Below are 18,867 nucleotides of genomic sequence, written 5' to 3' on the forward strand. Positions count from 1 at the left end.
CCCCGCCGCTGGCCAAGGCCCTGCCGCTGCGGTATGAGCCAGCCCAGATGCAAGGAAAAGGCACGCGCGCCATGAGCTTTGAGACCCCCGGACCGATTGAGACTGATCTGCGTGCCCGTATTGCGCCCATCGAAGAGATCATCGAGGCCGCGCGTGCGGGCAAGATGTTCATCCTGGTCGATCACGAGGACCGCGAGAACGAGGGCGATCTGGTGATCCCGGCTGAGTTTGCCACCGCGGAGGTGATCAACTTCATGGCGATGCACGGGCGGGGGTTGATCTGCATGCCGCTGACGGCTGCCCGCATCGATGAACTGGGTCTGCCGATGATGGCGGTGAACAACTCCTCGCGCCATGAGACGGCCTTTACCGTCTCGATCGAGGCGCGGGAGGGGGTGAGCACCGGGATCTCTGCGGCGGATCGCGCGCTGACCATCGGTGTCGCGATTTCGAGCCAGAGCGGGCCTGCGGATATCGCCACGCCGGGTCACGTCTTTCCGCTGCGCGCCCGTGACGGCGGCGTGCTAGTGCGTGCGGGTCATACGGAGGCGGCGGTGGACATCAGCCGTCTGGCCGGGCTGCACCCGTCGGGTGTGATCTGCGAGATCATGAAACCCGATGGCGAGATGGCGCGGTTGCCTGATCTGGTGGAATTTGCGGCGGAACACGATCTGAAGATCGGCACGATCAGCGATCTGATCGCGTACCGGCTCAAGCACGACAACCTGCTGCGGCAACGCACCGAACGCACCGTCACCTCTGCCTACGGTGGCGAGTGGCTGATGCGGGTCTTCGCAGATGAGATCACCGGCACCGATCACGTGGTGCTCAGCAAGGGCGACATCACCGACGGCACACCGGTACTGGTCAGGACCCATGCGCTCAATGCGCTGGAGGATGTGCTGGGCCTGGGTCCCAGCCCGTCCGATGAGCTGCCGCGCGCCATGGAAATCATCGCCCGGGAAGGCCGCGGTGCGGTGCTTTTGTTCCGGGAGCCGCACCCGCGTCTGCGACTGGAAGAGGACGACGACGATGGCCCGCGCACGATCAAGCGCACCGGCGTCGGTGCACAGATCATGTCCAGCATGGGGCTGCGCGATCTGATCCTGCTGACCGACAGCCCCCAGACGAAGTATCTGGGGCTGGAGGCTTACAACCTGTCCATCGTGGGCACCCGCCCCATCACGGAAGGATAAACCATGGCCGCTAATGAGCAGCATTACAGTCTGCCCCGTCCAGAATTCGACAAACCGGTCAAGATCCTGGTCGTGGTGGCGCCCTATTACAAGGACATCGCCGACAATCTGGTGACCGGCGCCAAGGCCGAGATCGAGGCGGCGGGTGCGACCTGGGATCTGGTGGAGATGCCCGGAGCGCTGGAAGTGCCGACAGCCATCGGCATCTCGGACCGGCGCAGTAACTTCGACGGATATGTGGCTCTCGGCTGCGTGATCCGCGGCGAGACCACCCATTATGAAACGGTCTGCAATGACAGCAGCCGCGCGCTGCAGCTTCTGGGTCTGCAGGGGCTGTGCATCGGCAACGGTATCCTGACGGTGGAGACCCGGCAGCAGGCCGAGGTGCGCGCGGATCCGGACGGTCAGAACAAGGGCGGCGGGGCAGCGGCAGCGGCCTTGCATCTGGTCGCACTCGCCCGTAAGTGGGCGACCCAATCCAAGGGCATCGGTTTCAAGCCAAAGGGCCCGGAGATTCAAATCGCCAGCACAGAAGACGGATCCACCACTGCATGAGCACCCATCACGGCAATCTTTCCGGCAACCAGCGCCGCAAAATGAAGTCGGCGGCCCGGCTGTATGCAGTGCAGGCACTCTTTCAGATGGAGCATTCCTCGCAGACGGTCGAAGTCGTGCGGGCCGAGTTCCTCGATCACCGGTTCGGGGCGGTCTATGAGGGCACGGAAATGCTGGAGGGAGACATCGACCTCTTCGAGAGCGTTCTGGAACAGGCTGTTAACCATCAGGCAACAATCGATCAGATGACCGACCGTGCGCTTGTTGCGAAATGGCCCATCGGGCGGATTGATCCGACCCTGCGGGCGCTCTTTCGCGCGGCGGGGGCGGAGCTGACGCAAGGGCAGACGCCGCCGCGGGTGGTGATCACCGAATATGTGGATGTGGCGCGCGCGTTCTTCGAGGACGGCAAGGAGCCGCGATTTGTCAACGCGGTCCTCGATCATATGGCACGTGAGGCACAACCCGGCGCATTTTGAATTCTGCGCAGGTCGCGTTAGGTTGACCTGAAAGGAGATCGTCATGTCCAAGAAAACAACACCCCGCGTCGTTAAACTATATGTGCGCAGTGCGATCACGGGGTTCGTCGCCGCAGGCGGCTTCGTGGCCCTTGTCCTATGGCTGAACATCGCCAATCTCGGCCATCTCGTTGCGGGATCCGATATTGCGGTCATGGCGGTCGGGGTCTTCTGGGTTCTGAACGGCATCGTGTTCTCCGGCGTGCAGTTCGCCTGGGCCATTACAGCCATGGCCGAACCGACCGGCGATGGCGGCAGCGGCGGACACGCGCCGGGCATCGCGGTGCCGGTGCCTGCACTCGCACAGGGTGCGAAAGAACGTCGCTCCTCACTTTTGTGATGGCCTGCCTCTGGACATTCTCGGACGAGATGCCATTTTTATCTCAAAGGAGATCAAAGATGATCGAACAATTCTTGGACCGTATCCGCAGTTTTTTTGCGCAGCCACAGCAGGATGAGCTGTTGATCCGGGTTCGCGTCGACGAAAAACGCTCCCTTTACAAACGCCGCTGAGCGGTCTCAAAGATCCAAATTTCTGGCGGGCTGGTGTGACGGGCCCGCAGCAACCGTTTGGTTTTTATTCCCGAGGACCTGTATATACAGGTGGGCGCCAGATAACCTGACCAGGGCCAGAACAGAGCCAGCTCCCTCGGATTTGCTTAAGGCCACTGGAATGTAACCAGTCACGCGAAGAGCAGCACCCGTCACCTGACAGCACCTAATCCTCACCCCCCGCACCGGCAAGGGCTTGACCGCCTTCGCAGTTGAATATTCTTGCAGAGTGTTCTCTGTCTGTTCATACTTGCCCCATGTCCTACGATGATCTGCAGAGTTTTCAGCCCGGCCAGCTTTTGGCGCGCGGCGTGGCGCGTGTTCTGTCGAGCCACGGGTTCGCCTCTGTCGAAGAGCTGGTGCCCGCACGCGGGCTGCGGGTCGATGTGATGGGGCTTGGTCCGAAAGGCGAGATCTGGGTGATCGAATGCAAGTCAGGCCGCGCTGACTACCGCTCGGATCATAAATGGCACGGCTATCTGGACTGGTGTGACCGGTTTTTCTGGGCCGTGGATGTGGATTTCCCAACTGAGCTTCTGCCCGATGACACGGGGCTGATCATCGCGGATGCCTACGGGGGCGAGGTGGTTCGGATGGCGCCGGAAGATCGCCTGCCTGCAGCACGGCGCAAGGTCATGGTGCAAAAGTTCGCCACGACCGCCGCGCGCCGTCTGCAACTGACCCGTGATCCTGAGATGCTGGTCGACGCGGGGTGATTTGGTGGCGGCATGGGGCCAATCCCCGCGGGCCATGAAAAAGGATGCTATCGGCGCTTTGGGGCCATGCCGCGGGCACGGTTCGCGGCAGCGGTGATCTCTTCGGCGATCTCGGTTGCATCGTCGGGGGTGAAGTCCATCGGGATCTCTACGCCATCCGCCTCGACGTAGATGCGCACCATGCCCGTGTCGGTGGGTCCGATCTGGAGGTTTGCTTCGATGTCGCGTTCGGTGTCGATGCCCATGGTGATCTCCTTCGCTCAACTGACCGCTTCGCTAGCCCGCAGCGGGTTGAAACGCAAGCCGGGTTGCGGTTTGCTCCCCCCATGACTGAGATCACGATCAGAGAATTTACACCACAAGACCGTGACTGGGTCGTGGCACAGCATGCTGAGCACTATGCCGCGGCAGAGGGGTTTGACGCGACGTTCGGCGCGCTGGTGGGCCAGATTGTGGACGGGTTTGTATCAGGTCACGATCCCGTGGCTGAGCGGGGCTGGATCGCGCAGCGCGGCGAGATGCGGCTGGGGTCCATCTTTTGCGTGCGGCTGGATCGAGACACCGCCAAGCTGCGGCTGTTTTTGCTGGTGCCGCAGGCGCGCGAGCAGGGGCTGGGCGGGCGCCTTTTGACCACCTGCATGGGGTTTGCACGGGATGCGGGATATGGCGGTATGCAGCTTTGGACCCACGAGAGCCACGCGGCCGCTTGCGCGCTCTACCAGGCCAGGGGATGGCAGCGGATCAGCAGCAAACCGGTCCACTCCTTCGGGCAGGATCTGGTCGAGCAAAGCTGGGTCTATCGCTTCTTGGGCGGGCAGGGGTGCAGGCCGGTGGAAGGACCCGGAGAATTGTGATCCACAAGCCGGCCAAACCGCCCCAGCCTCTTGCAATCCTCAAATCGGGCGGATAAATCCAAGGGCGTGCCGCCTTAGCTCAGTTGGTTAGAGCGCCTGATTGTGGATCAGGAGGCCCCTGGTTCGAGCCCAGGAGGTGGTACCATTCCTTTGCCCGTTGCTAGTCAATCGTCACCGTCTGCTTGAGCTGGCCGGTCACCCGGTCGAAAATCAGGATCTCGTCAGCGTCCGTGACCACGGCGTACCAGTCGGGCCCTTGGGTAAAGCTGACGGCGCTGGCACCGCCCGGCAGGGTCAGCTGGTCCGGCAAATCCGGCGCGGGCGCGTTAAACCGCATGACAATCAGGGCGATGATCAGTATGACGCCGCCAATCATCACGGCGGTCAGCACCGTCACCAGCCGCCTGAGGAACCGCAGGTTCGCAGGCTCCGTCCAACCGTTCTCTTCGCCGCCATCAGGGTGATCCATGCCACTCCGCCAGATTTGCTTTTCCATCGGCGACGCACCGCCCTCCCGCCTTGATAAGGCGCTGGCGCGGGATGTGCCAGAGGCCGAGGCGCTGTCGCGCACCCGTCTCGCCAGGTTGATCGCTGACGGATTGGTGAGTGTCGGCGGCTCCATCGTCGCCGATCCCAAGGCGAAGGTTGCGGCGGGGGCAGAGGTGGTGATCACGGTCGAGGAAGCGCAGGAAAGCCATATCCTGCCAGAGGCGATCCCGCTCGATGTGGTCTACGAGGACGCCTCGCTGATCGTTGTCAACAAACCTGCGGGCATGGTGGTGCATCCGGCCCCCGGCACGCCGTCGGGGACGCTGGTCAATGCTTTGCTCGCGCATTGCGGGGATGATCTGTCGGGGGTGGGCGGGTTGAAGCGCCCCGGGATCGTGCACCGGATCGACAAGGATACCTCTGGTTTGCTGGTGGTGGCAAAATCCGATGCGGCACACCACGGGCTTGCCGCGCAGTTCGAGGCACATACCGCCCAACGTGCCTACCGGGCCCTGGTGCACGGGGTGCCCGATGGTGCAGACCCGCGGCTGCGCGGGATCCGGGGTGTGAGCTTTGAGCCGGGCAATATCCTCAAGCTGACCACGCAACTGGCGCGTCACCGGACCGACCGGCAGCGTCAGGCGGTGCTGTTTCAGGGCGGACGCCACGCGATCACCCGCGCCCGACGGATGGAGACCTTTGGTCAGCCGCCCGTCCTGTCACTGCTGGAATGCTGGCTGGAGACCGGGCGCACCCATCAGATCCGGGTGCATATGGCGCACGCCGGGCACGGGCTGGTGGGGGATCCCGTCTACGGTGGCAAGCGCAAGCTCGCCGCGCGGGCGCTGCCGGAGGCTGCGGCCATGGCCGTTGCCGCTTTCCCGCGTCAGGCCCTGCATGCCGCACGGCTCGGCTTTGTGCATCCGGTGACCGGTGAGACGCTCGATTTCGAGGCGCCATTGCCGGGTGATCTCGCCGATCTGCTGGCGATTTTGCGCAGGCAAACGTGATGTCGCTCAGGCTCTGGTGCGCACCGATTTGTGAAGTGTTAACACTGGCCCTCGCTGTCAGCTTTTCGTTAATCTCTGCGCTCTAGGATTTCGGTTAACGTTTTTCGGGCGCGGACTTGAACCGGTCCGTTCAGCTACCATATCTATGTTAAGCCCTTATACATTGGGAGGCGCTTATGGCTAATTACGCAAATCTACCCGCTCCGACACCGGAAGGCGGTCTCAACCGCTACATGCAGGAAATCCGCAAGTTTCCGCTTCTGGAGCCGGAGGAAGAATACATGCTCGCCAAACGGTGGGTCGAAGAGCAAGACACCGAAGCCGCGCACAAGATGGTCACCAGCCACCTGCGGCTCGCGGCCAAGATCGCCATGGGGTACCGTGGCTACGGGCTGCCGCAGGCCGAGGTGATCTCGGAGGCGAACGTGGGCCTGATGCAGGCGGTCAAACGGTTTGATCCGGAAAAAGGGTTTCGCCTTGCGACCTACGCCATGTGGTGGATCCGTGCCTCCATTCAAGAGTACATCCTGCGCAGCTGGTCGCTGGTCAAGCTGGGCACGACCTCCGGTCAAAAGAAGCTGTTTTTCAACCTGCGCAAGGCCAAGAACCGCATCGGCGCGCTCGAAGACGGGGATCTCCGGCCCGAAAATGTCGCGCGCATCGCGACCGACCTTGGGGTGACCGAGGACGAGGTGATCTCCATGAACCGGCGGATGTCAGGGGGCGATGCGTCGCTCAATGCCACCGTTGGCTCCGAAGGTGAGGGCACGATGCAATGGCAGGACTGGCTGGAGGATGAGGGTGCCGATCAGGCGGGCGACTACGAGGCCCGCAACGAGCTGGAAACCCGCCGCGAATTGCTGGTGGAGGCGATGGATGTGCTCAACGAGCGCGAACGTGACATCCTCACCCAACGCCGCCTGTCCGACAAGACAGTGACGCTGGAGGATCTGAGCGGCGAATACAACGTCAGCCGCGAACGGATCCGCCAGATCGAGGTGAGGGCCTTCGAAAAGCTGCAAAAGAAGATGCGCGATCTGGCCAAGGAAAAAGGCATGATGGCGAGCGCCTGAGCGCGCGACACCTCAGCGGATCCTGAACGCTGTCAGGATTGCAGGTCTTCCCCGGCGACCGGGGAGGGCCTTTTTGCTGCGGCTCTGGCGTTTTGGCCACAGTCGGAAGATCCCCCCGATCAACGTGACACACCACAGCAACGTGCGAGGTCCCGCGCCGCCGTGCCGTGTGTAAAAGGCGTCGGCTTCGCGGGCCTGCGCTGACGGGCGCGCTGCGGGAAAGGGGCGGTGGCGGTGCAACTGCGGGTGAGGGCTGGGCATGATGGGCTCCTGCGGTGACGACGGCGGACCTGCGGCGGCCCTTGACCGCTCCTGTTTTACCTGCGCTTGATGTCTTGCAGAATGCACTGGTTTGCACAGGTCATTTCATGAGTGAAAAGAAGATTGATGCTCAGCCGGATGACTGGGACGACTTGCGGCTCTTCGTGCTGGTGGCGCGAGAAGGCGGGTTGTCTCCCGCCGCACGGTTGAGCGGGCGCAGTGCGGCGACACTGGGGCGCCGGATGCTCGCGCTGGAACAGCGCATGGGTCAGACGCTTTTTGTCCGGCACGACCGGGGCTATGCGCTCACGGATGCGGGTGCGCGGCTGCTGGAAGGCGCGGGCGAGGTCGAGGCGCGTGTACGGCGGCTCACCACGGATCTGTCTCAGGATGCGCGCCCGCTGATCAAAGTGTCAGCGGGTACCTGGACGACGCTGGCGCTGTTGCATCAGCTGGATCATCTGGTGGGGACGCCGCCGGATCTGCGGCTGCAGTTTATCTCCACCGAAGCGGTATTGGATCTGGCCCATCGCACCGCGGCCATCGGCTTCCGCAACCAGCGACCCGAAAGCCCCTCGCTGGCCGGGCGGCGGCTGTCCCGGGTGACCTTTGCGGCCTACGCCACGCGTGACGCGCCGGGCCGTTGGATACGGGTCATCGCGGAGACAGCCTCCGCCCGCTGGCTGGGCAGGCTCGCCGGGGTGGAGGATGCGGTCTGCGAGGTCACCGCCCCCCGCAACGCGCTGGATCTGGCGCTGGCGGGCAAGGGGATCGCAGTGCTGCCGACCTTCCTTGCCGCCCTCTACCCGTCGCTTCAACGGCGCAGCGACATCATCGAGAATCTGTCGCGGCATCAATGGCTTGTCACCCACCAGGACGACCGTCACCGCCCCGAAGTCCGCCGCGCCATTGACCGGATGTGCGATGCTGTGGCGCCGCGCGGGACCGGTTAAAAGGGGGGCTGACACCATTCGCACGGTGAACGTCGATCTGAGCCATGATCTGTCAGATGTCTCGCGCTGTCGACAGGCCCGTCATGGCCGGACTCCCCCCAAGGGCGGATGCCCTCCGGACCCGGAAGCCTATCCCTCCATCGCTTCCAGCTCGTCGATGAAGCCCGAGATCATGCTGAGGCCCTTGTCCCAGAACGCCGGATCCGACGCATCCAGCCCGAAGGGGGCCAAAAGTTCCTTGTGGTGTTTCGACCCACCAGCCTTGAGCATGTCGAAATACTTGTCCTCGAACCCCGCGCCGCCCTCTGCGTAGACCGCGTAAAGCGCGTTCACCAGCCCGTCGCCGAACGCATAGGCGTAGACGTAGAACGGCGAATGCACGAAATGCGGAATATAGGCCCAAAAGGTCTCATAGCCGTCCATGAATTCGAACGCCGGGCCGAGGCTCTCGCCCTGAACGCTCATCCACAGCGCGTTGATGTCATCAGGTGTCAGCTCTCCGCCGCGCCGGGCGGCGTGCAGCTTGCATTCGAAATCGTAGAACGCGATCTGGCGGACCACCGTGTTGATCATATCCTCGACCTTGCCCGCCAGCAGCACCTTGCGCTGCGCTGGCGTTTCGGCACCGTCGAGCATCTTGCGAAAGGTCAGCATCTCGCCGAATACACTTGCCGTCTCGGCCAGCGTTAACGGGGTGGAGGACAACATTTCCCCCTGTTCGGCTGCCAGGACCTGATGGACTCCGTGCCCAAGCTCATGCGCCAGCGTCATGACATCGCGCGGTTTGCCGAGGTAGTTCAGCATCACATAAGGATGCACGTTCGTCACCGTCGGATGCGCAAAGGCACCGGGCGCCTTGCCGGGTTTTACACCCGCATCGATCCAGCCCTTGTTAAAAAACGGCTCGGCCAGCTGCCCCATGCGCGGATCGAACGCCTCATAGGCTTCCATCACCGTGCGTTCTGCCTCCGCCCAATCCACAATCCGGTTGTCTTCCATGGGCAGGGGCGCGTTGCGGTCCCAGACCTGCATCTTGTTCAGCCCCATCCACTTGCGCTTGAGCTCGTAGTAGCGGTGGCTGAGCTTTGGGTAGGCCTCGACCACTGCATTGCGCAGCGCGTCAACCACTTCGGGCTCTACCTGATTGCTTAGGTGACGGCCCAGCTGCGCGCTCTCCATACCGCGCCAGCGGTCGAGGATTTCCTTTTCCTTGGCCTGCGTATTGTGCACCCGGGCGAAAGTCTTGATGTTGGCCTGAAAGACCCGCGACAGCTCTCGCGCACCTGCCTCGCGTCTGCTCCGGTCTGGATCGGTCAACAGGTTGAGCGTGCCTTCGATGCCCAGCGTCTCGCCGTCCACCTCAAACTCCAGCCCCGCAATGGTCTCGTCAAAGAGCCGTTCCCAGGCGTCGCCAACAACCCCCAGATCGTGCAGGAACTTCTCCAGCTCGTCGCTGAGCTGGTAGGGCTTCATCGCGCGGATCCGGTCGAAGATGGGCTTGTAGCGCGCCAGATCCGCGTTCTGGGCGTAGAGCCCCTCCAGATGATCGTCGGGAAGGCGGTTGATCTCCAGCGTGAAAAACACCAGCGGGGTGGTGAAATTCGTGATCTTCTCCTGCAGATCGGACATGAACTTCGCCCGCTCCGCATCCGTGGTCTGCTGGTAGTAGCGTAGCCCCGCAAAGGACATCAGACGGCCCGCGACCTGGTTGATCTTTTCGTTGCGCAGCACGCAGTCGAGAAAGCCGGCGGCATCCAGACCCGCCAGGTTGCCTTCGTAGTCGGTGGCGAAACTGGCGCAGGCCTGCTCCAGCCAGTCGAGATCGCGTTTCAGCTCTGCCGCGTCCTGCCCGGTGTAGAGATCATCAAGGTTCCATTCGGGCAGATCACCCAGAGAGGAGCCGCCAGCGCTGGCATCTGCATCGCGAACGGGGAAGGGAAGCTCGAACATCAAAGACCTCATCATGTGTTTGGCTACACTTAGGCCGCGTCAGGCCGCGGAACAAGCGTTCACTCAAAGCCGAAGAGGGCGGCGGGGTTCTGCACAAGGATCCGGTGCCGCGCGGTATCGTCAGGGATCACACGGTCCAGCGCGTCGAGCAGATCGGCGGCCTGCGGTATCTGCGCACCCGCCAGCATCAGGTGCGGCCAGTCCGAGCCCCACAGGCAACGCTCGGGGTTTGCCGCAATCAGGGCGGCGACCAGCGGATCGGCCTCCCTGTAGGGTGCGGCGCACATGCGGTATAGGGCGGAGAGTTTGACCCAGGCCTTGCCGTCGCTCAGCAGTGCGCACAGCGCCTGAAACCCGTCGCTTTTCGGGCTCAGCCCACCGCTTGGCCAGCCGATATGGTCGAACACCACGTCGATGGGCAAGCGGCGCACGTCCTCGGCCAGATCGATCATGTGCTGGTCCGCGTGGCAAAGCATCTGGATGTGCAGCCCTCGCTCCGCCAGGGCAGGTGCCATCGCCTTTGCGCCGTCCCAGCCCAGCACGCCACCGTGCACGTAGTTCAGCCGTACCGCCGCCATGTTCCAGTCCACGAACTGGTCCATCCGTGCTTCACTCGCGCCGTCCGGCAACAGGCCCACGCCGCGAAACCCTGCTCCCATGCGCCGCACGGCCTCGACCGTGACGGTATTGTCGGTGCCATAGAGAATCGAATGGACGATGACGCCGCGCGAGACGCCCAAGGTTTCGCATTGCGCGCGAAAGAGATCGAGCCAGCCGTCCAGATCAGGGCCCGGCGCGGGGTTCTCGACCCGGCCGTCCCAAAGCGCGAACTCCCCGCGGCCCGCCACCAGATGCACATGCGTATCACAGGCGCCCTCGGGCGCGCGGCGGACAGGGGCGCGGGGCGCAGGGGGCATCTGTGCATCCGGCTTATCCATAAATCCTCAGCATGTCGTTCAGATCCTCCAGCGTATTGGCCTCGTCCAGCGGCTTATCCTGCCGCCAGCGGGACATACGCGGAAACCGCAGGGCGACGCCAGACTTGTGCCGGGGGCTTGCCTGGATCCCTTCGAAGGCAATTTCGAATACGTGGTGCGGGGTGACCTGCCGCACCGGTCCGAACCGCTGAAGCGTGTTCTTGCGGACCCATTTCGTGATCTCGCGAAACTCCGCATCTGTCAGCCCGGAATAGGCCTTGGTAAAGGGCACCAGATCGTTGCCATGGCGCACCGCAAAGGTGAAATCGGTGAAGAGATTGGCGCGCCGCCCGTGACCTGCCTGGGCGTAGATCATCACGGCGTCGATGGTCAGTGGGTCCAGCTTCCATTTCCACCAGTCGCCCTTTTTGCGCCCGATGCGATAGGGGCTGTCGGCGCGCTTGAGCATGACCCCTTCGGCGTTTTCATCCCGGGCGATGCTGCGCAGCTCGCCCAGATCGTCCCACCCCTCGAACTCAAGCTGCGGCGAAAGGCGTACGGGAGCATCGCCAGGCAGATCGGCGCAAGCCGCCTCCAGCAGCGCGCGGCGTTCGGCAAAGGAGGTTTCGCGGATGTCTGACCCTTGCCATTCGAGCAAGTCGTAGGCGTGCAGCACGACGGGCGCGTCGGTCAGCAGCTTTTTCGGCACGGTCTTGCGCCCGATCCTTTTTTGGAGCGCGTTGAAACTGTCGGGGCGGTCCGCTTGCGGCTGCCAGACCAGCAACTCCCCGTCCATGACAGTGCCGGGAGGCAGGAAATCCGCCGCTCGGGCAAGCTCCGGAAACCGGTCCGTCATCAACTCTTCGCCGCGTGACCAGACGAAATGCTGCCCGTCCCGCAGGATGACCTGACCGCGGATGCCGTCCCATTTCCACTCCGCGCGCCACGCACTCGGGGCACCGAGCGCCTCAGGCCCATCCTCCAGCGCGTAGGCGAGGTAGAACGGGTAGGGGCGTGAGGCATCGGCGGAGGCATCCTCCGCCTCGATCAACCCTTCCCAGGTGGTATCATCCGGGTGCCAGTTGCCCATAAGCCTGTGCGCCAGTTCCGCCTCGGGCTTCTCGGTGGCCTGCGCCAGCGCGCGGGTCATCAGCTTTTGGCTGACCCCCATGCGAAACCCGCCGGTGATCAGCTTGTTGAACACGAAACGTTCCGTGTCCTCAAGGCTGTGCCAGGCGGCCAGCACGGCGGCTTTGCGGGCGTCCTCCTCGACCGTGGCCAGGGCGCGCAGGGTGGCGATCCACGCCGACAGGCTCTTGTCGGAGGATCCGTCGGCAGGCGGCAGCACGAGCGCAATGGTCTCCGCCAGATCGCCCACGATGGGGTAGCTCTCCTCGAACAGCCACAGCGGGATGCCCGCTTCATCTGCGGCCCATTCGCGCAGGCGGGTGGTTGTGACCACGCGCTTGGGTCTGCGGCCCGAAAAGAGCGCAATGGTCCACATCCGGTCCTCCGGGGGAGCCGCGCGGAAATACGCTGCCAGTGCGGCGACCTTCACGGTTGTCTTGGTGCTCTGGTCAATGGCGTTGAAAAGGGCGGCGAAGCGGTTCATGAGGCCGCATCCATATCCAGCGTCTCGCCCTCGAATTCGGTTGGCACGACCTGCGCCTGCCAGCCATTCTCATTCAGGTAACGCGCGAAGATATCCGTATAACCATGCGTCACATATATGTTTTCAGCCCCTGTTTGACCAATGGCGTCCAGCAATCCACGCCAGTCCGCGTGATCGGAAACGACAAAGCCGCGATCGCCCGCACGCCGCCGCCGGACACCTCTCAGCTGCATCCAGCCGCTGGCAAAGGCGCTCTCGCGCGGGCCGAACTTTCGGGCCCAGGTGCTGCCGAGCGCCGAGGGCGGAGCCAGCACCAGCGCGCGTTTGATGGATTTGACATCCATCTCGCCAGTCACCTGTTGCGTCTCCGGCAGGTCGATGCCCTGCGCGCGCAGCACCGCATTGGTGCCCTCCACCGCGCCGTGAGTGAGGATCGGCCCGATCTCCGGGTCCAGCATCCGCATCAACCGCTGCGCCTTGCCAAGCGCGTAGGCCCCCAGAAAGGCGGTCTTGCCCGCGTCGGCGCATCGCGCCCACCACGCGTTGAGCTCGGTTGTGATCCGCGCCTGCGGCTGCCACCGGAAAACCGGCAGGCCAAAGGTGGATTCGGTGATGAAATGGTGACACCGCTGCGGCTCGAACGGTTCTGACAGCCCGTCGTTCTCTACCTTGTAGTCACCGGAGGCGACCCAGATCTCGCCCGCAACCTCCACCCGGATCTGAGCGGAGCCGGGCACATGGCCCGCGGGGTGAAAGGACACGTTCGCGCCGCCGATTTGCACAGTTTCACCGTAGCCGATGCCTTGCGCGTCGATCTCGCCCAGACGGTGGCGCATCACCGGGAGAGCCGCGTGGGTCGCCAGATAGTGCCCGTGCCCCCACCGCGCATGATCTGCGTGACCATGTGTGATCAACGCCCGGTCCACGGGCCGCCAGGGGTCGATGTAAAAATCGCCCGCAGGACAGTAGATGCCGCGGTCGGTAAAGGTCAGGGCGGAGATCTTGCTCATGCCTTCTAACCTAGCGAGCGGGAAGGCTTTGCCCAGCCGTCAGCCGTGCCCGCCGCGCAGAAACAGCGCGGCCATCTGATCAAAGAGCGGGCCTGCGACCGCATCGCTCTCCATCAGCACCTCATGTTCGCCGTCCTCGACCAGTTCCAGAGTGCCGCGGGGCCAGCGGGCCATGCGCTGCTGGACCGCAGTCGCCTCGACGATCCGCTCTCCGGTGCCGAGAAAGGCAACGCAGGGCAAATCCGGCGAGGGACGGCCCATGAGATGCCGGGTTTCGCGCAGCGCCTCGCGCAGCCAGACAAAGCTGGGACCGCCGAGCGCCAGATCAGGGTGCGCCTCCAACTGCTTGCGCATCATCTCAAACTGCTCGGGATCACGGGTCAGCAGGTTGCCCTCAAACCCGTCGGTCAGGACATGGTGTTCGATCCGGGTGCCGGGCGGCAGTCGATGGCCTTGCCCGATCCGTGGCATGATGTGGCTGAGCGTCCAGGCAAGCGGGCGTATGTGGGACGCAAGCTTGATCCCCCACATGGGTGCGGAGAACGCGGCGGCCTGCACGGGCAAGCCCTCCATCGTGGCCCGGAGCCCGATGGCCCCGCCCATGGAATGGGCCAGCAAAAAGAACGGCCGCGGCATTTCCAGCCGCCGCGCCAGGCGCAGCATTGCGTCGATGTCTTTCTGGTAGTCTGGGAAATGATCCACATGCCCCATCAGCGGATTGTCGAGCAGCCTGTCCGACAATCCCTGGCCGCGCCAGTCGATGGCCATGGCGGCAAAACCACGGCGCGCAAGGGCCGTTGCACAGAGGTCATATTTCTCGATGAATTCCGTGCGACCGGGAAAGATCAGGACCGTGCCGCGTGCGTTCTCGTGCGGCCAGTGACCGATGCGGATCCGGTGACCGTCGGAACTTTGAACCCAATGCGCCGCCCCTGTCGCCTCGCCAAAGGCAATATCGCTCAAAAACGGGGCGGCGTCATAATCCATCAGGCGAGAACGGAGGCCAGTTGCATTGCCATGCCCATATCGCCATCAACGCTCAGCTTGCCGGTCATAAAGGCGCTGGTCGGGTTGGTCTCACCTTCCAGGATCGAGCGGAAGGTATCGGCGTCTGCCGATAGTGTCACATCCGCAGGCTCATCGCCCGCCCGCGCGCCGGTGTTGTCCATCATCACGCAGCCTTCGTCCGCGATGTCGAATTTCGCCGTCCCGCCAAAATCGGCGCCTGCCAGTTTTTCGTTCAGCGCGACGACGGCCTGGTTCACAATATCGCTCATTTTGGATCCTTTGAGGTCTGCGGTCTGCGGCGCACTGGAATTGCCCTGCAGTCCTGTTACATTGATTTGTGTTATGAAGATGAAAACGCAAATCCTCAAACATGTCGTTGCGGCATTTTTTACAACCTGTGTGCTCAGCCTGCCGCTGCAGGCCCAGCAGGACGCCGCAACACTGCTGGATCAGCTGGCGGCGGCGTCCGAGGTTGACGCCGCCCGGCTCGACCGGGAGCTGTCGCTGATCTGGGACAACTCCGGCTCTGCCGCGATGAACCTTCTGCTCAAACGGGGCCGTGATGCGCTGGAGGCCGAAGAGACTGGGCAGGCGATCGAGCATCTGACGGCGCTGACGGACCATGCCCCCGGGTTCGCCGAAGGCTGGCACATGCGGGCGACCGCCTTTTATCGGGCCGGGCTTTATGGTCCTGCGCTGGATGACCTGCAGCGCGCGCTCGCGCTGAACCCGCAGAATTACAATGCTATTTTTGGCCTCGGCGTGATGCTGCGTGAGTTCGGCGATCTGCCGCGCGCAGCCGAGGCGTTTGAGCAGGTCCTGGCCTTGCATCCCCACCACGAGAACGCGAAAACCGCGCGGGAACAGCTTCAGCAACGCGGCATTGGCCGCACGCTCTGAGCCGCTGAGATAGAGGAATGCGCCGTGTCAGGTGATGCGCGGGTCGTGGCCGTTCTGGGCCCGACCAACACAGGCAAGACGACCTATGCAATCGAGCGGATGCTGGGGCATCGGACGGGTGTTATCGGCCTGCCGCTGCGCTTGCTGGCGCGCGAGGTTTACGACCGCATCGTCGCCGTGCGCGGCCCGTCGGTCGTGGCGCTGGTCACCGGTGAGGAACGCATCGTGCCGCCGCGGACGCAGTATTGGGTCTGCACGGTGGAGGCGATGCCCGAGGGGATGGGCTGTGATTTCCTCGCCGTGGATGAAATCCAGCTGTGCGCGGACCCGGAGCGCGGGCATGTGTTCACCGACCGGCTGCTGCGTGCCCGCGGGTTGCACGAGACGGTGTTTCTGGGCGCTGACACCATGCGCGGACCGATCCGGGCATTGGCGCCACAGGCCCAGTTCATCCAGCGCGAACGCATGTCACAGCTTACCTATCTGGGCCCTAAAAAGATCAGCCGCATGAAACCGCGCAGCGCGATTGTCGGGTTCTCGGTGGAAAACGTCTACGCCATTGCAGAGCTCATTCGCCGCCAGAAGGGCGGTGCGGCGGTGGTCATGGGCGCGCTCAGCCCGCGCACCCGCAACGCGCAGGTGGACATGTATCAGAACGGCGAGGTCGATTATCTGGTGGCAACGGACGCCATCGGCATGGGGCTGAACCTTGATGTGGACCATGTTGCCTTTTCCGCCACCACCAAGTTCGACGGGCGCCGCATGCGCCCACTGGCCCCCAATGAGCTGGCCCAGATCGCCGGGCGCGCCGGGCGGGGCATGCGAAACGGCACCTTCGGTGTGACGGGCGACGCCTCGCCGCTGGATGACGGGGTGGTGGAGGCGATCACCGGCCACCGGTTTGCCCCGCTGAAAAAGCTCAACTGGCGCAATCACGCGCTGCAGTTCGGGTCTATCGACCGGCTGGTGGCCACGCTGGAGGCGCCGCCCGACGACGACATTCTCGTGCGCGCCCGCGAAGCTGACGATCTGCGCGCGCTGAAAACCATCGGCGAGGATGCGGAGGTGGCCGCACGCTGCACGGACGGTCCTTCGGTGCGTCTGCTCTGGGACGTGTGCCGGATCCCCGATTTCCGCGGCATCAGCCACGCTGAACACGCAGGCCTGCTGGAGGCGATTTTCACCCACCTGCACGAGCGTGGCAGCATCCCCGATCATTGGCTTGCAACACATATCAAGCGGGTCGACCGAACCGATGGCGACATTGATGCGTTGTCCAAGAGATTGGCGTTTGTCCGCACATGGACCTATGTCGCTCAGCGAAAGGGGTGGGTTTCGGACGAAAGCCATTGGCGCGGCGAGACCCGTTCTGTAGAAGACCGATTGTCGGACGCGCTGCACGAGCGTCTGACCCAGAGATTTGTAGACCGGCGCACATCCGTGCTCTTGCGCCGGCTCGGCCAGAAGGAAGCCATGGTGGCAGACGTATCGAATACCGGCGAAGTGACTGTCGAAGGCGAATTTGTAGGACGGCTGGAGGGGTTCCGCTTTAGCCAGGACAAAAGCGCCAGCAGCGCGGAGGCCAAGACACTCAAGACCGCGGCGCTGCAAGCGCTGGCGCCGCAGTTTCATCTGCGCGCGGATCGTTTCTACAACGCGCCCGACACGGAGATTGATTTCACCGAACAGGGCGGGCTGATCTGGGGCAAGGATGCGGTCGGCAAGCTGACGCCGGGTGCGGATCCGATGAAACCGCAGGTGGAGGTTTTCGTCGATGATGTGGCGGGACCGGAGGTTGCGCAGAAAGTGCAGCGCCGTCTGCAACATTTCATCGACCGCAAGATTGCCAATCTGTTTGAACCGCTCATGAACCTCAGCCGCGACGAAACGCTCAGCGGTCTGGCGCGCGGCTTTGCGTTTCGCATGGTCGAAGCGCTCGGCATCCTGCCCCGTGCGTCGGTGGTGGATGAGGTCAAAGCGCTCGATCAGGACGCCCGGGGTGCGCTGCGCAAGCATGGGGTGCGGTTTGGTCAGTTCACGATCTTCATGCCGCTCCTGCTCAAACCCGCGCCGACCCGGTTGCGGCTGGTGCTGTGGTCGCTGTCACAAGGGCTCAACGATTTTCCCGAGGCGCCGCCGCCCGGGCTGGTCACGATCCCCACGGACGCTAGTGCGCCTGCGGGTGCCGACACGATGTCGGGCTACAGGATTGCCGGGGAGCGTGCCATCCGCATCGACATGCTGGAGCGGTTGGCCGATATGCTGCGCGCAGAGAACACCCGCGCGGGTTTCGAGGCCAGTGCCGATATGCTGTCCATCACCGGCATGACGCTGGAGCAATTCGCGGATCTGATGCAGGGCCTCGGTTACAAGGCCGAAAAGGGCGAACGGGCCAAGGTCAAACCCGCCGACATGGTTGTTACCACCGATCCCGTGCCGGAACCGCCGCAGGCGGACACGCCCGTCATGGATCAGGCCGATGCCGGGGCCGCATCCGCGGAGGCGCAGGCTGACGCGCCGCTGACGGAGCAGCCCGTCGCGGAGGAAGCCGTTGCGGACGCGCCGGTGCCGGAAACACCAGCGGAGGAAACGCCCATCGGCACTGCCCCGGATGAAGCGGAGGCTGGCGCGGAGATGGAGGTGTTCTACACCTTCACCTGGGGTCGTCCCGCCCGTCAGGGGAATAGACCGGGCAAAGGCAGATCCGGCGATCGGCCAAAAGGCAGGGGCAAGCCCGGCGCCAAAGGCAAGGGCCGCGGTCCGAAAGGCGGCGACAACATTGCGCAGAAGTTCTCTGCTCGGCCGCCAAAACAGGAAAAGAAGATTGATCCCGACAATCCTTTTGCCGCCGCTCTTATGGGGCTCAAGGACACCAAATAGGTGGCCGATAAGCTGCGTCTCGACAAATGGCTCTGGCATGCGCGGTTCTTCAAGACGCGCTCGCTGGCCGCCAGCCGGGTCGCGGCGGGCGATGTCCGGGTGAACGGCATCCGTACCGAAAAGCGCAGCCAGATGGTCGGCGCGGATGACGTGCTCACCTTTGCCCAGGGCGATCACATTCGGGTGATCCGCGTGGATGCCATCGGCACCAGACGTGGCCCTGCGACAGAGGCACAGACCCTTTACGAGGATCTGTCCCCACCGCAGTCCAAGAAACAGGACACGACGGACCGAAATCCGGCTTTTGAGGGAAAAGGTCGCCCTACCAAACGCGACCGCCGGATCCTTGATCTTTCTCGCGACCGTTCTCTTGAATGATCCCTGTGTGTCATTTAGCTACCACATGAACATAA

20 protein-coding genes and 1 tRNA gene are annotated in these 18,867 nt (G+C 63.5%); 13 read left to right on the plus strand and 8 right to left on the minus strand.

All coding sequences use genetic code 11. The features are described from left to right. The first annotated feature begins 71 nt into the window (after positions 1-71). From ribB to Q1A53_RS12445, 5 genes are all read left to right on the plus strand, one after another. Positions 72-1,196 carry a 3,4-dihydroxy-2-butanone-4-phosphate synthase gene (gene ribB, locus Q1A53_RS12425; protein ID WP_299967014.1) on the plus strand — a complete coding sequence of 375 codons (1,125 nt, stop codon included), beginning with the start codon at positions 72-74 and terminating at the stop codon, positions 1,194-1,196. 3 nt (positions 1,197-1,199) lie between these two features. Next, a complete protein-coding gene (locus tag Q1A53_RS12430) occupies positions 1,200-1,751 on the plus strand; it encodes a 6,7-dimethyl-8-ribityllumazine synthase (protein ID WP_299967016.1) in 552 nt (183 codons plus the stop codon). Next, a complete protein-coding gene (gene nusB, locus Q1A53_RS12435; protein ID WP_299967019.1) occupies positions 1,748-2,230 on the plus strand; it encodes a transcription antitermination factor NusB in 483 nt (160 codons plus the stop codon). Before Q1A53_RS12430 ends, nusB begins: the two co-directional genes overlap by 4 nt. Before the next feature lie 43 nt (positions 2,231-2,273). Beyond that, positions 2,274-2,609: a hypothetical protein gene (locus Q1A53_RS12440; protein ID WP_299967022.1), complete on the plus strand. Its 336-nt coding sequence runs from the start codon at positions 2,274-2,276 to the stop codon at positions 2,607-2,609. A 469-nt stretch (positions 2,610-3,078) separates the two neighbouring features. Continuing rightward, positions 3,079-3,537 carry an MmcB family DNA repair protein gene (locus Q1A53_RS12445; protein ID WP_299967024.1) on the plus strand — a complete coding sequence of 153 codons (459 nt, stop codon included), beginning with the start codon at positions 3,079-3,081 and terminating at the stop codon, positions 3,535-3,537. A gap of 47 nt (positions 3,538-3,584) precedes the next feature. On the opposite strand, the gene Q1A53_RS12450 is transcribed toward Q1A53_RS12445, so the two are convergent. Next, positions 3,585-3,782, minus strand: a complete 198-nt coding sequence (locus Q1A53_RS12450; RefSeq protein ID WP_299967026.1) for a DUF6324 family protein — start codon at positions 3,780-3,782, stop codon at positions 3,585-3,587. Between the two features lie 81 nt (positions 3,783-3,863). On the opposite strand from Q1A53_RS12450, the gene Q1A53_RS12455 reads away from it, so the two are divergent. Together Q1A53_RS12455 and Q1A53_RS12460 are read left to right on the plus strand one after the other, a co-directional pair. Beyond that, entirely contained in the window at positions 3,864-4,391 is a 528-nt protein-coding gene (locus tag Q1A53_RS12455) for a GNAT family N-acetyltransferase (protein ID WP_299967029.1), read from the plus strand. Positions 4,392-4,459: 68 nt separating this feature from the next. Next, positions 4,460-4,536: transfer RNA gene (locus Q1A53_RS12460), tRNA-His, on the plus strand. Between the two features lie 15 nt (positions 4,537-4,551). Here Q1A53_RS12460 and Q1A53_RS12465 read toward each other — a convergent pair. Then, the gene (locus Q1A53_RS12465; RefSeq protein ID WP_299967031.1) at positions 4,552-4,860 is read right to left on the minus strand and encodes a DUF6476 family protein; all 309 of its coding nucleotides are present in this window, start codon (positions 4,858-4,860) and stop codon (positions 4,552-4,554) included. Between Q1A53_RS12465 and Q1A53_RS12470 the strand changes: the two genes are divergently transcribed. The 3 genes from Q1A53_RS12470 (at position 4,859) to Q1A53_RS12480 (ending at position 8,177) form a co-directional block, all read left to right on the plus strand. Beyond that, complete coding sequence (locus tag Q1A53_RS12470; protein WP_299967033.1) at positions 4,859-5,890, plus strand: pseudouridine synthase; 1,032 nt, start codon at positions 4,859-4,861, stop codon at positions 5,888-5,890. The two genes, Q1A53_RS12465 and Q1A53_RS12470, sit on opposite strands and share 2 nt — an antisense overlap. A 176-nt stretch (positions 5,891-6,066) precedes the next feature. Continuing rightward, a complete protein-coding gene (rpoH, locus tag Q1A53_RS12475) occupies positions 6,067-6,963 on the plus strand; it encodes an RNA polymerase sigma factor RpoH (protein WP_299967036.1) in 897 nt (298 codons plus the stop codon). A gap of 368 nt (positions 6,964-7,331) precedes the next feature. Continuing rightward, positions 7,332-8,177 carry a LysR family transcriptional regulator gene (locus tag Q1A53_RS12480; protein ID WP_299967038.1) on the plus strand — a complete coding sequence of 282 codons (846 nt, stop codon included), beginning with the start codon at positions 7,332-7,334 and terminating at the stop codon, positions 8,175-8,177. 129 nt (positions 8,178-8,306) lie between these two features. Here Q1A53_RS12480 and Q1A53_RS12485 read toward each other — a convergent pair whose 3' ends face one another. Genes Q1A53_RS12485 through Q1A53_RS12510 form a run of 6 tightly spaced genes read right to left on the minus strand, consistent with a single transcriptional unit; the run spans position 8,307 to position 14,943 of the window. Next, positions 8,307-10,127, minus strand: a complete 1,821-nt coding sequence (locus tag Q1A53_RS12485) for a M3 family oligoendopeptidase (protein ID WP_299967040.1) — start codon at positions 10,125-10,127, stop codon at positions 8,307-8,309. 59 nt (positions 10,128-10,186) lie between these two features. Then, the gene (locus Q1A53_RS12490) at positions 10,187-11,065 is read right to left on the minus strand and encodes an amidohydrolase family protein (RefSeq protein ID WP_299967043.1); all 879 of its coding nucleotides are present in this window, start codon (positions 11,063-11,065) and stop codon (positions 10,187-10,189) included. Next, the gene (locus Q1A53_RS12495) at positions 11,058-12,656 is read right to left on the minus strand and encodes an ATP-dependent DNA ligase (protein ID WP_299967047.1); all 1,599 of its coding nucleotides are present in this window, start codon (positions 12,654-12,656) and stop codon (positions 11,058-11,060) included. The genes Q1A53_RS12490 and Q1A53_RS12495 overlap by 8 nt, the downstream gene beginning before the upstream one ends. Continuing rightward, a complete protein-coding gene (locus Q1A53_RS12500) occupies positions 12,653-13,666 on the minus strand; it encodes a ligase-associated DNA damage response exonuclease (protein ID WP_299967050.1) in 1,014 nt (337 codons plus the stop codon). Before Q1A53_RS12500 ends, Q1A53_RS12495 begins: the two co-directional genes overlap by 4 nt. A gap of 39 nt (positions 13,667-13,705) precedes the next feature. After that, positions 13,706-14,653 carry an alpha/beta hydrolase gene (locus tag Q1A53_RS12505; RefSeq protein WP_299967053.1) on the minus strand — a complete coding sequence of 316 codons (948 nt, stop codon included), beginning with the start codon at positions 14,651-14,653 and terminating at the stop codon, positions 13,706-13,708. Next, entirely contained in the window at positions 14,653-14,943 is a 291-nt protein-coding gene (locus Q1A53_RS12510) for an SCP2 sterol-binding domain-containing protein (RefSeq protein WP_299967055.1), read from the minus strand. Before Q1A53_RS12510 ends, Q1A53_RS12505 begins: the two co-directional genes overlap by 1 nt. A 79-nt stretch (positions 14,944-15,022) precedes the next feature. Here Q1A53_RS12510 and Q1A53_RS12515 point away from each other — a divergent pair, with 79 nt between their 5' ends. From Q1A53_RS12515 to Q1A53_RS12525, 3 genes are read left to right on the plus strand one after another with little or no spacing between them, the layout of a single operon-like run. Beyond that, complete coding sequence (locus Q1A53_RS12515; protein WP_299967058.1) at positions 15,023-15,574, plus strand: tetratricopeptide repeat protein; 552 nt, start codon at positions 15,023-15,025, stop codon at positions 15,572-15,574. 24 nt (positions 15,575-15,598) lie between these two features. After that, a complete protein-coding gene (locus tag Q1A53_RS12520) occupies positions 15,599-18,454 on the plus strand; it encodes a helicase-related protein (protein ID WP_299967061.1) in 2,856 nt (951 codons plus the stop codon). Further along, complete coding sequence (locus Q1A53_RS12525; RefSeq protein WP_299967065.1) at positions 18,455-18,832, plus strand: RNA-binding S4 domain-containing protein; 378 nt, start codon at positions 18,455-18,457, stop codon at positions 18,830-18,832. Positions 18,833-18,867: the final 35 nt, after the last annotated feature.

Source organism: uncultured Roseobacter sp. (assembly GCF_947496515.1).
Taxonomy (GTDB): Bacteria; Pseudomonadota; Alphaproteobacteria; order Rhodobacterales; family Rhodobacteraceae; genus Roseobacter.

Excerpts from the sequence above, each read along its gene's own strand:
- Q1A53_RS12515 (WP_299967058.1), top strand. The coding sequence starts at position 15,023 with ATGAAAACGCAAATCCTCAAACATGTCGTTGCGGCATTTTTTACAACC.
- Q1A53_RS12470 (WP_299967033.1), top strand. The coding sequence starts at position 4,859 with ATGCCACTCCGCCAGATTTGCTTTTCCATCGGCGACGCACCGCCCTCC.
- nusB (WP_299967019.1), top strand. The coding sequence starts at position 1,748 with ATGAGCACCCATCACGGCAATCTTTCCGGCAACCAGCGCCGCAAAATG.
- Q1A53_RS12495 (WP_299967047.1), bottom strand. The coding sequence starts at position 12,656 with ATGAACCGCTTCGCCGCCCTTTTCAACGCCATTGACCAGAGCACCAAG.
- Q1A53_RS12505 (WP_299967053.1), bottom strand. The coding sequence starts at position 14,653 with ATGGATTATGACGCCGCCCCGTTTTTGAGCGATATTGCCTTTGGCGAG.
- Q1A53_RS12480 (WP_299967038.1), top strand. The coding sequence starts at position 7,332 with ATGAGTGAAAAGAAGATTGATGCTCAGCCGGATGACTGGGACGACTTG.
- Q1A53_RS12440 (WP_299967022.1), top strand. The coding sequence starts at position 2,274 with ATGTCCAAGAAAACAACACCCCGCGTCGTTAAACTATATGTGCGCAGT.
- Q1A53_RS12450 (WP_299967026.1), bottom strand. The coding sequence starts at position 3,782 with ATGGGCATCGACACCGAACGCGACATCGAAGCAAACCTCCAGATCGGA.
- Q1A53_RS12430 (WP_299967016.1), top strand. The coding sequence starts at position 1,200 with ATGGCCGCTAATGAGCAGCATTACAGTCTGCCCCGTCCAGAATTCGAC.
- Q1A53_RS12445 (WP_299967024.1), top strand. The coding sequence starts at position 3,079 with ATGTCCTACGATGATCTGCAGAGTTTTCAGCCCGGCCAGCTTTTGGCG.
- Q1A53_RS12490 (WP_299967043.1), bottom strand. The coding sequence starts at position 11,065 with ATGGATAAGCCGGATGCACAGATGCCCCCTGCGCCCCGCGCCCCTGTC.
- Q1A53_RS12465 (WP_299967031.1), bottom strand. The coding sequence starts at position 4,860 with ATGGATCACCCTGATGGCGGCGAAGAGAACGGTTGGACGGAGCCTGCG.
- Q1A53_RS12500 (WP_299967050.1), bottom strand. The coding sequence starts at position 13,666 with ATGAGCAAGATCTCCGCCCTGACCTTTACCGACCGCGGCATCTACTGT.
- rpoH (WP_299967036.1), top strand. The coding sequence starts at position 6,067 with ATGGCTAATTACGCAAATCTACCCGCTCCGACACCGGAAGGCGGTCTC.
- Q1A53_RS12455 (WP_299967029.1), top strand. The coding sequence starts at position 3,864 with ATGACTGAGATCACGATCAGAGAATTTACACCACAAGACCGTGACTGG.
- Q1A53_RS12510 (WP_299967055.1), bottom strand. The coding sequence starts at position 14,943 with ATGAGCGATATTGTGAACCAGGCCGTCGTCGCGCTGAACGAAAAACTG.
- ribB (WP_299967014.1), top strand. The coding sequence starts at position 72 with ATGAGCTTTGAGACCCCCGGACCGATTGAGACTGATCTGCGTGCCCGT.
- Q1A53_RS12485 (WP_299967040.1), bottom strand. The coding sequence starts at position 10,127 with ATGTTCGAGCTTCCCTTCCCCGTTCGCGATGCAGATGCCAGCGCTGGC.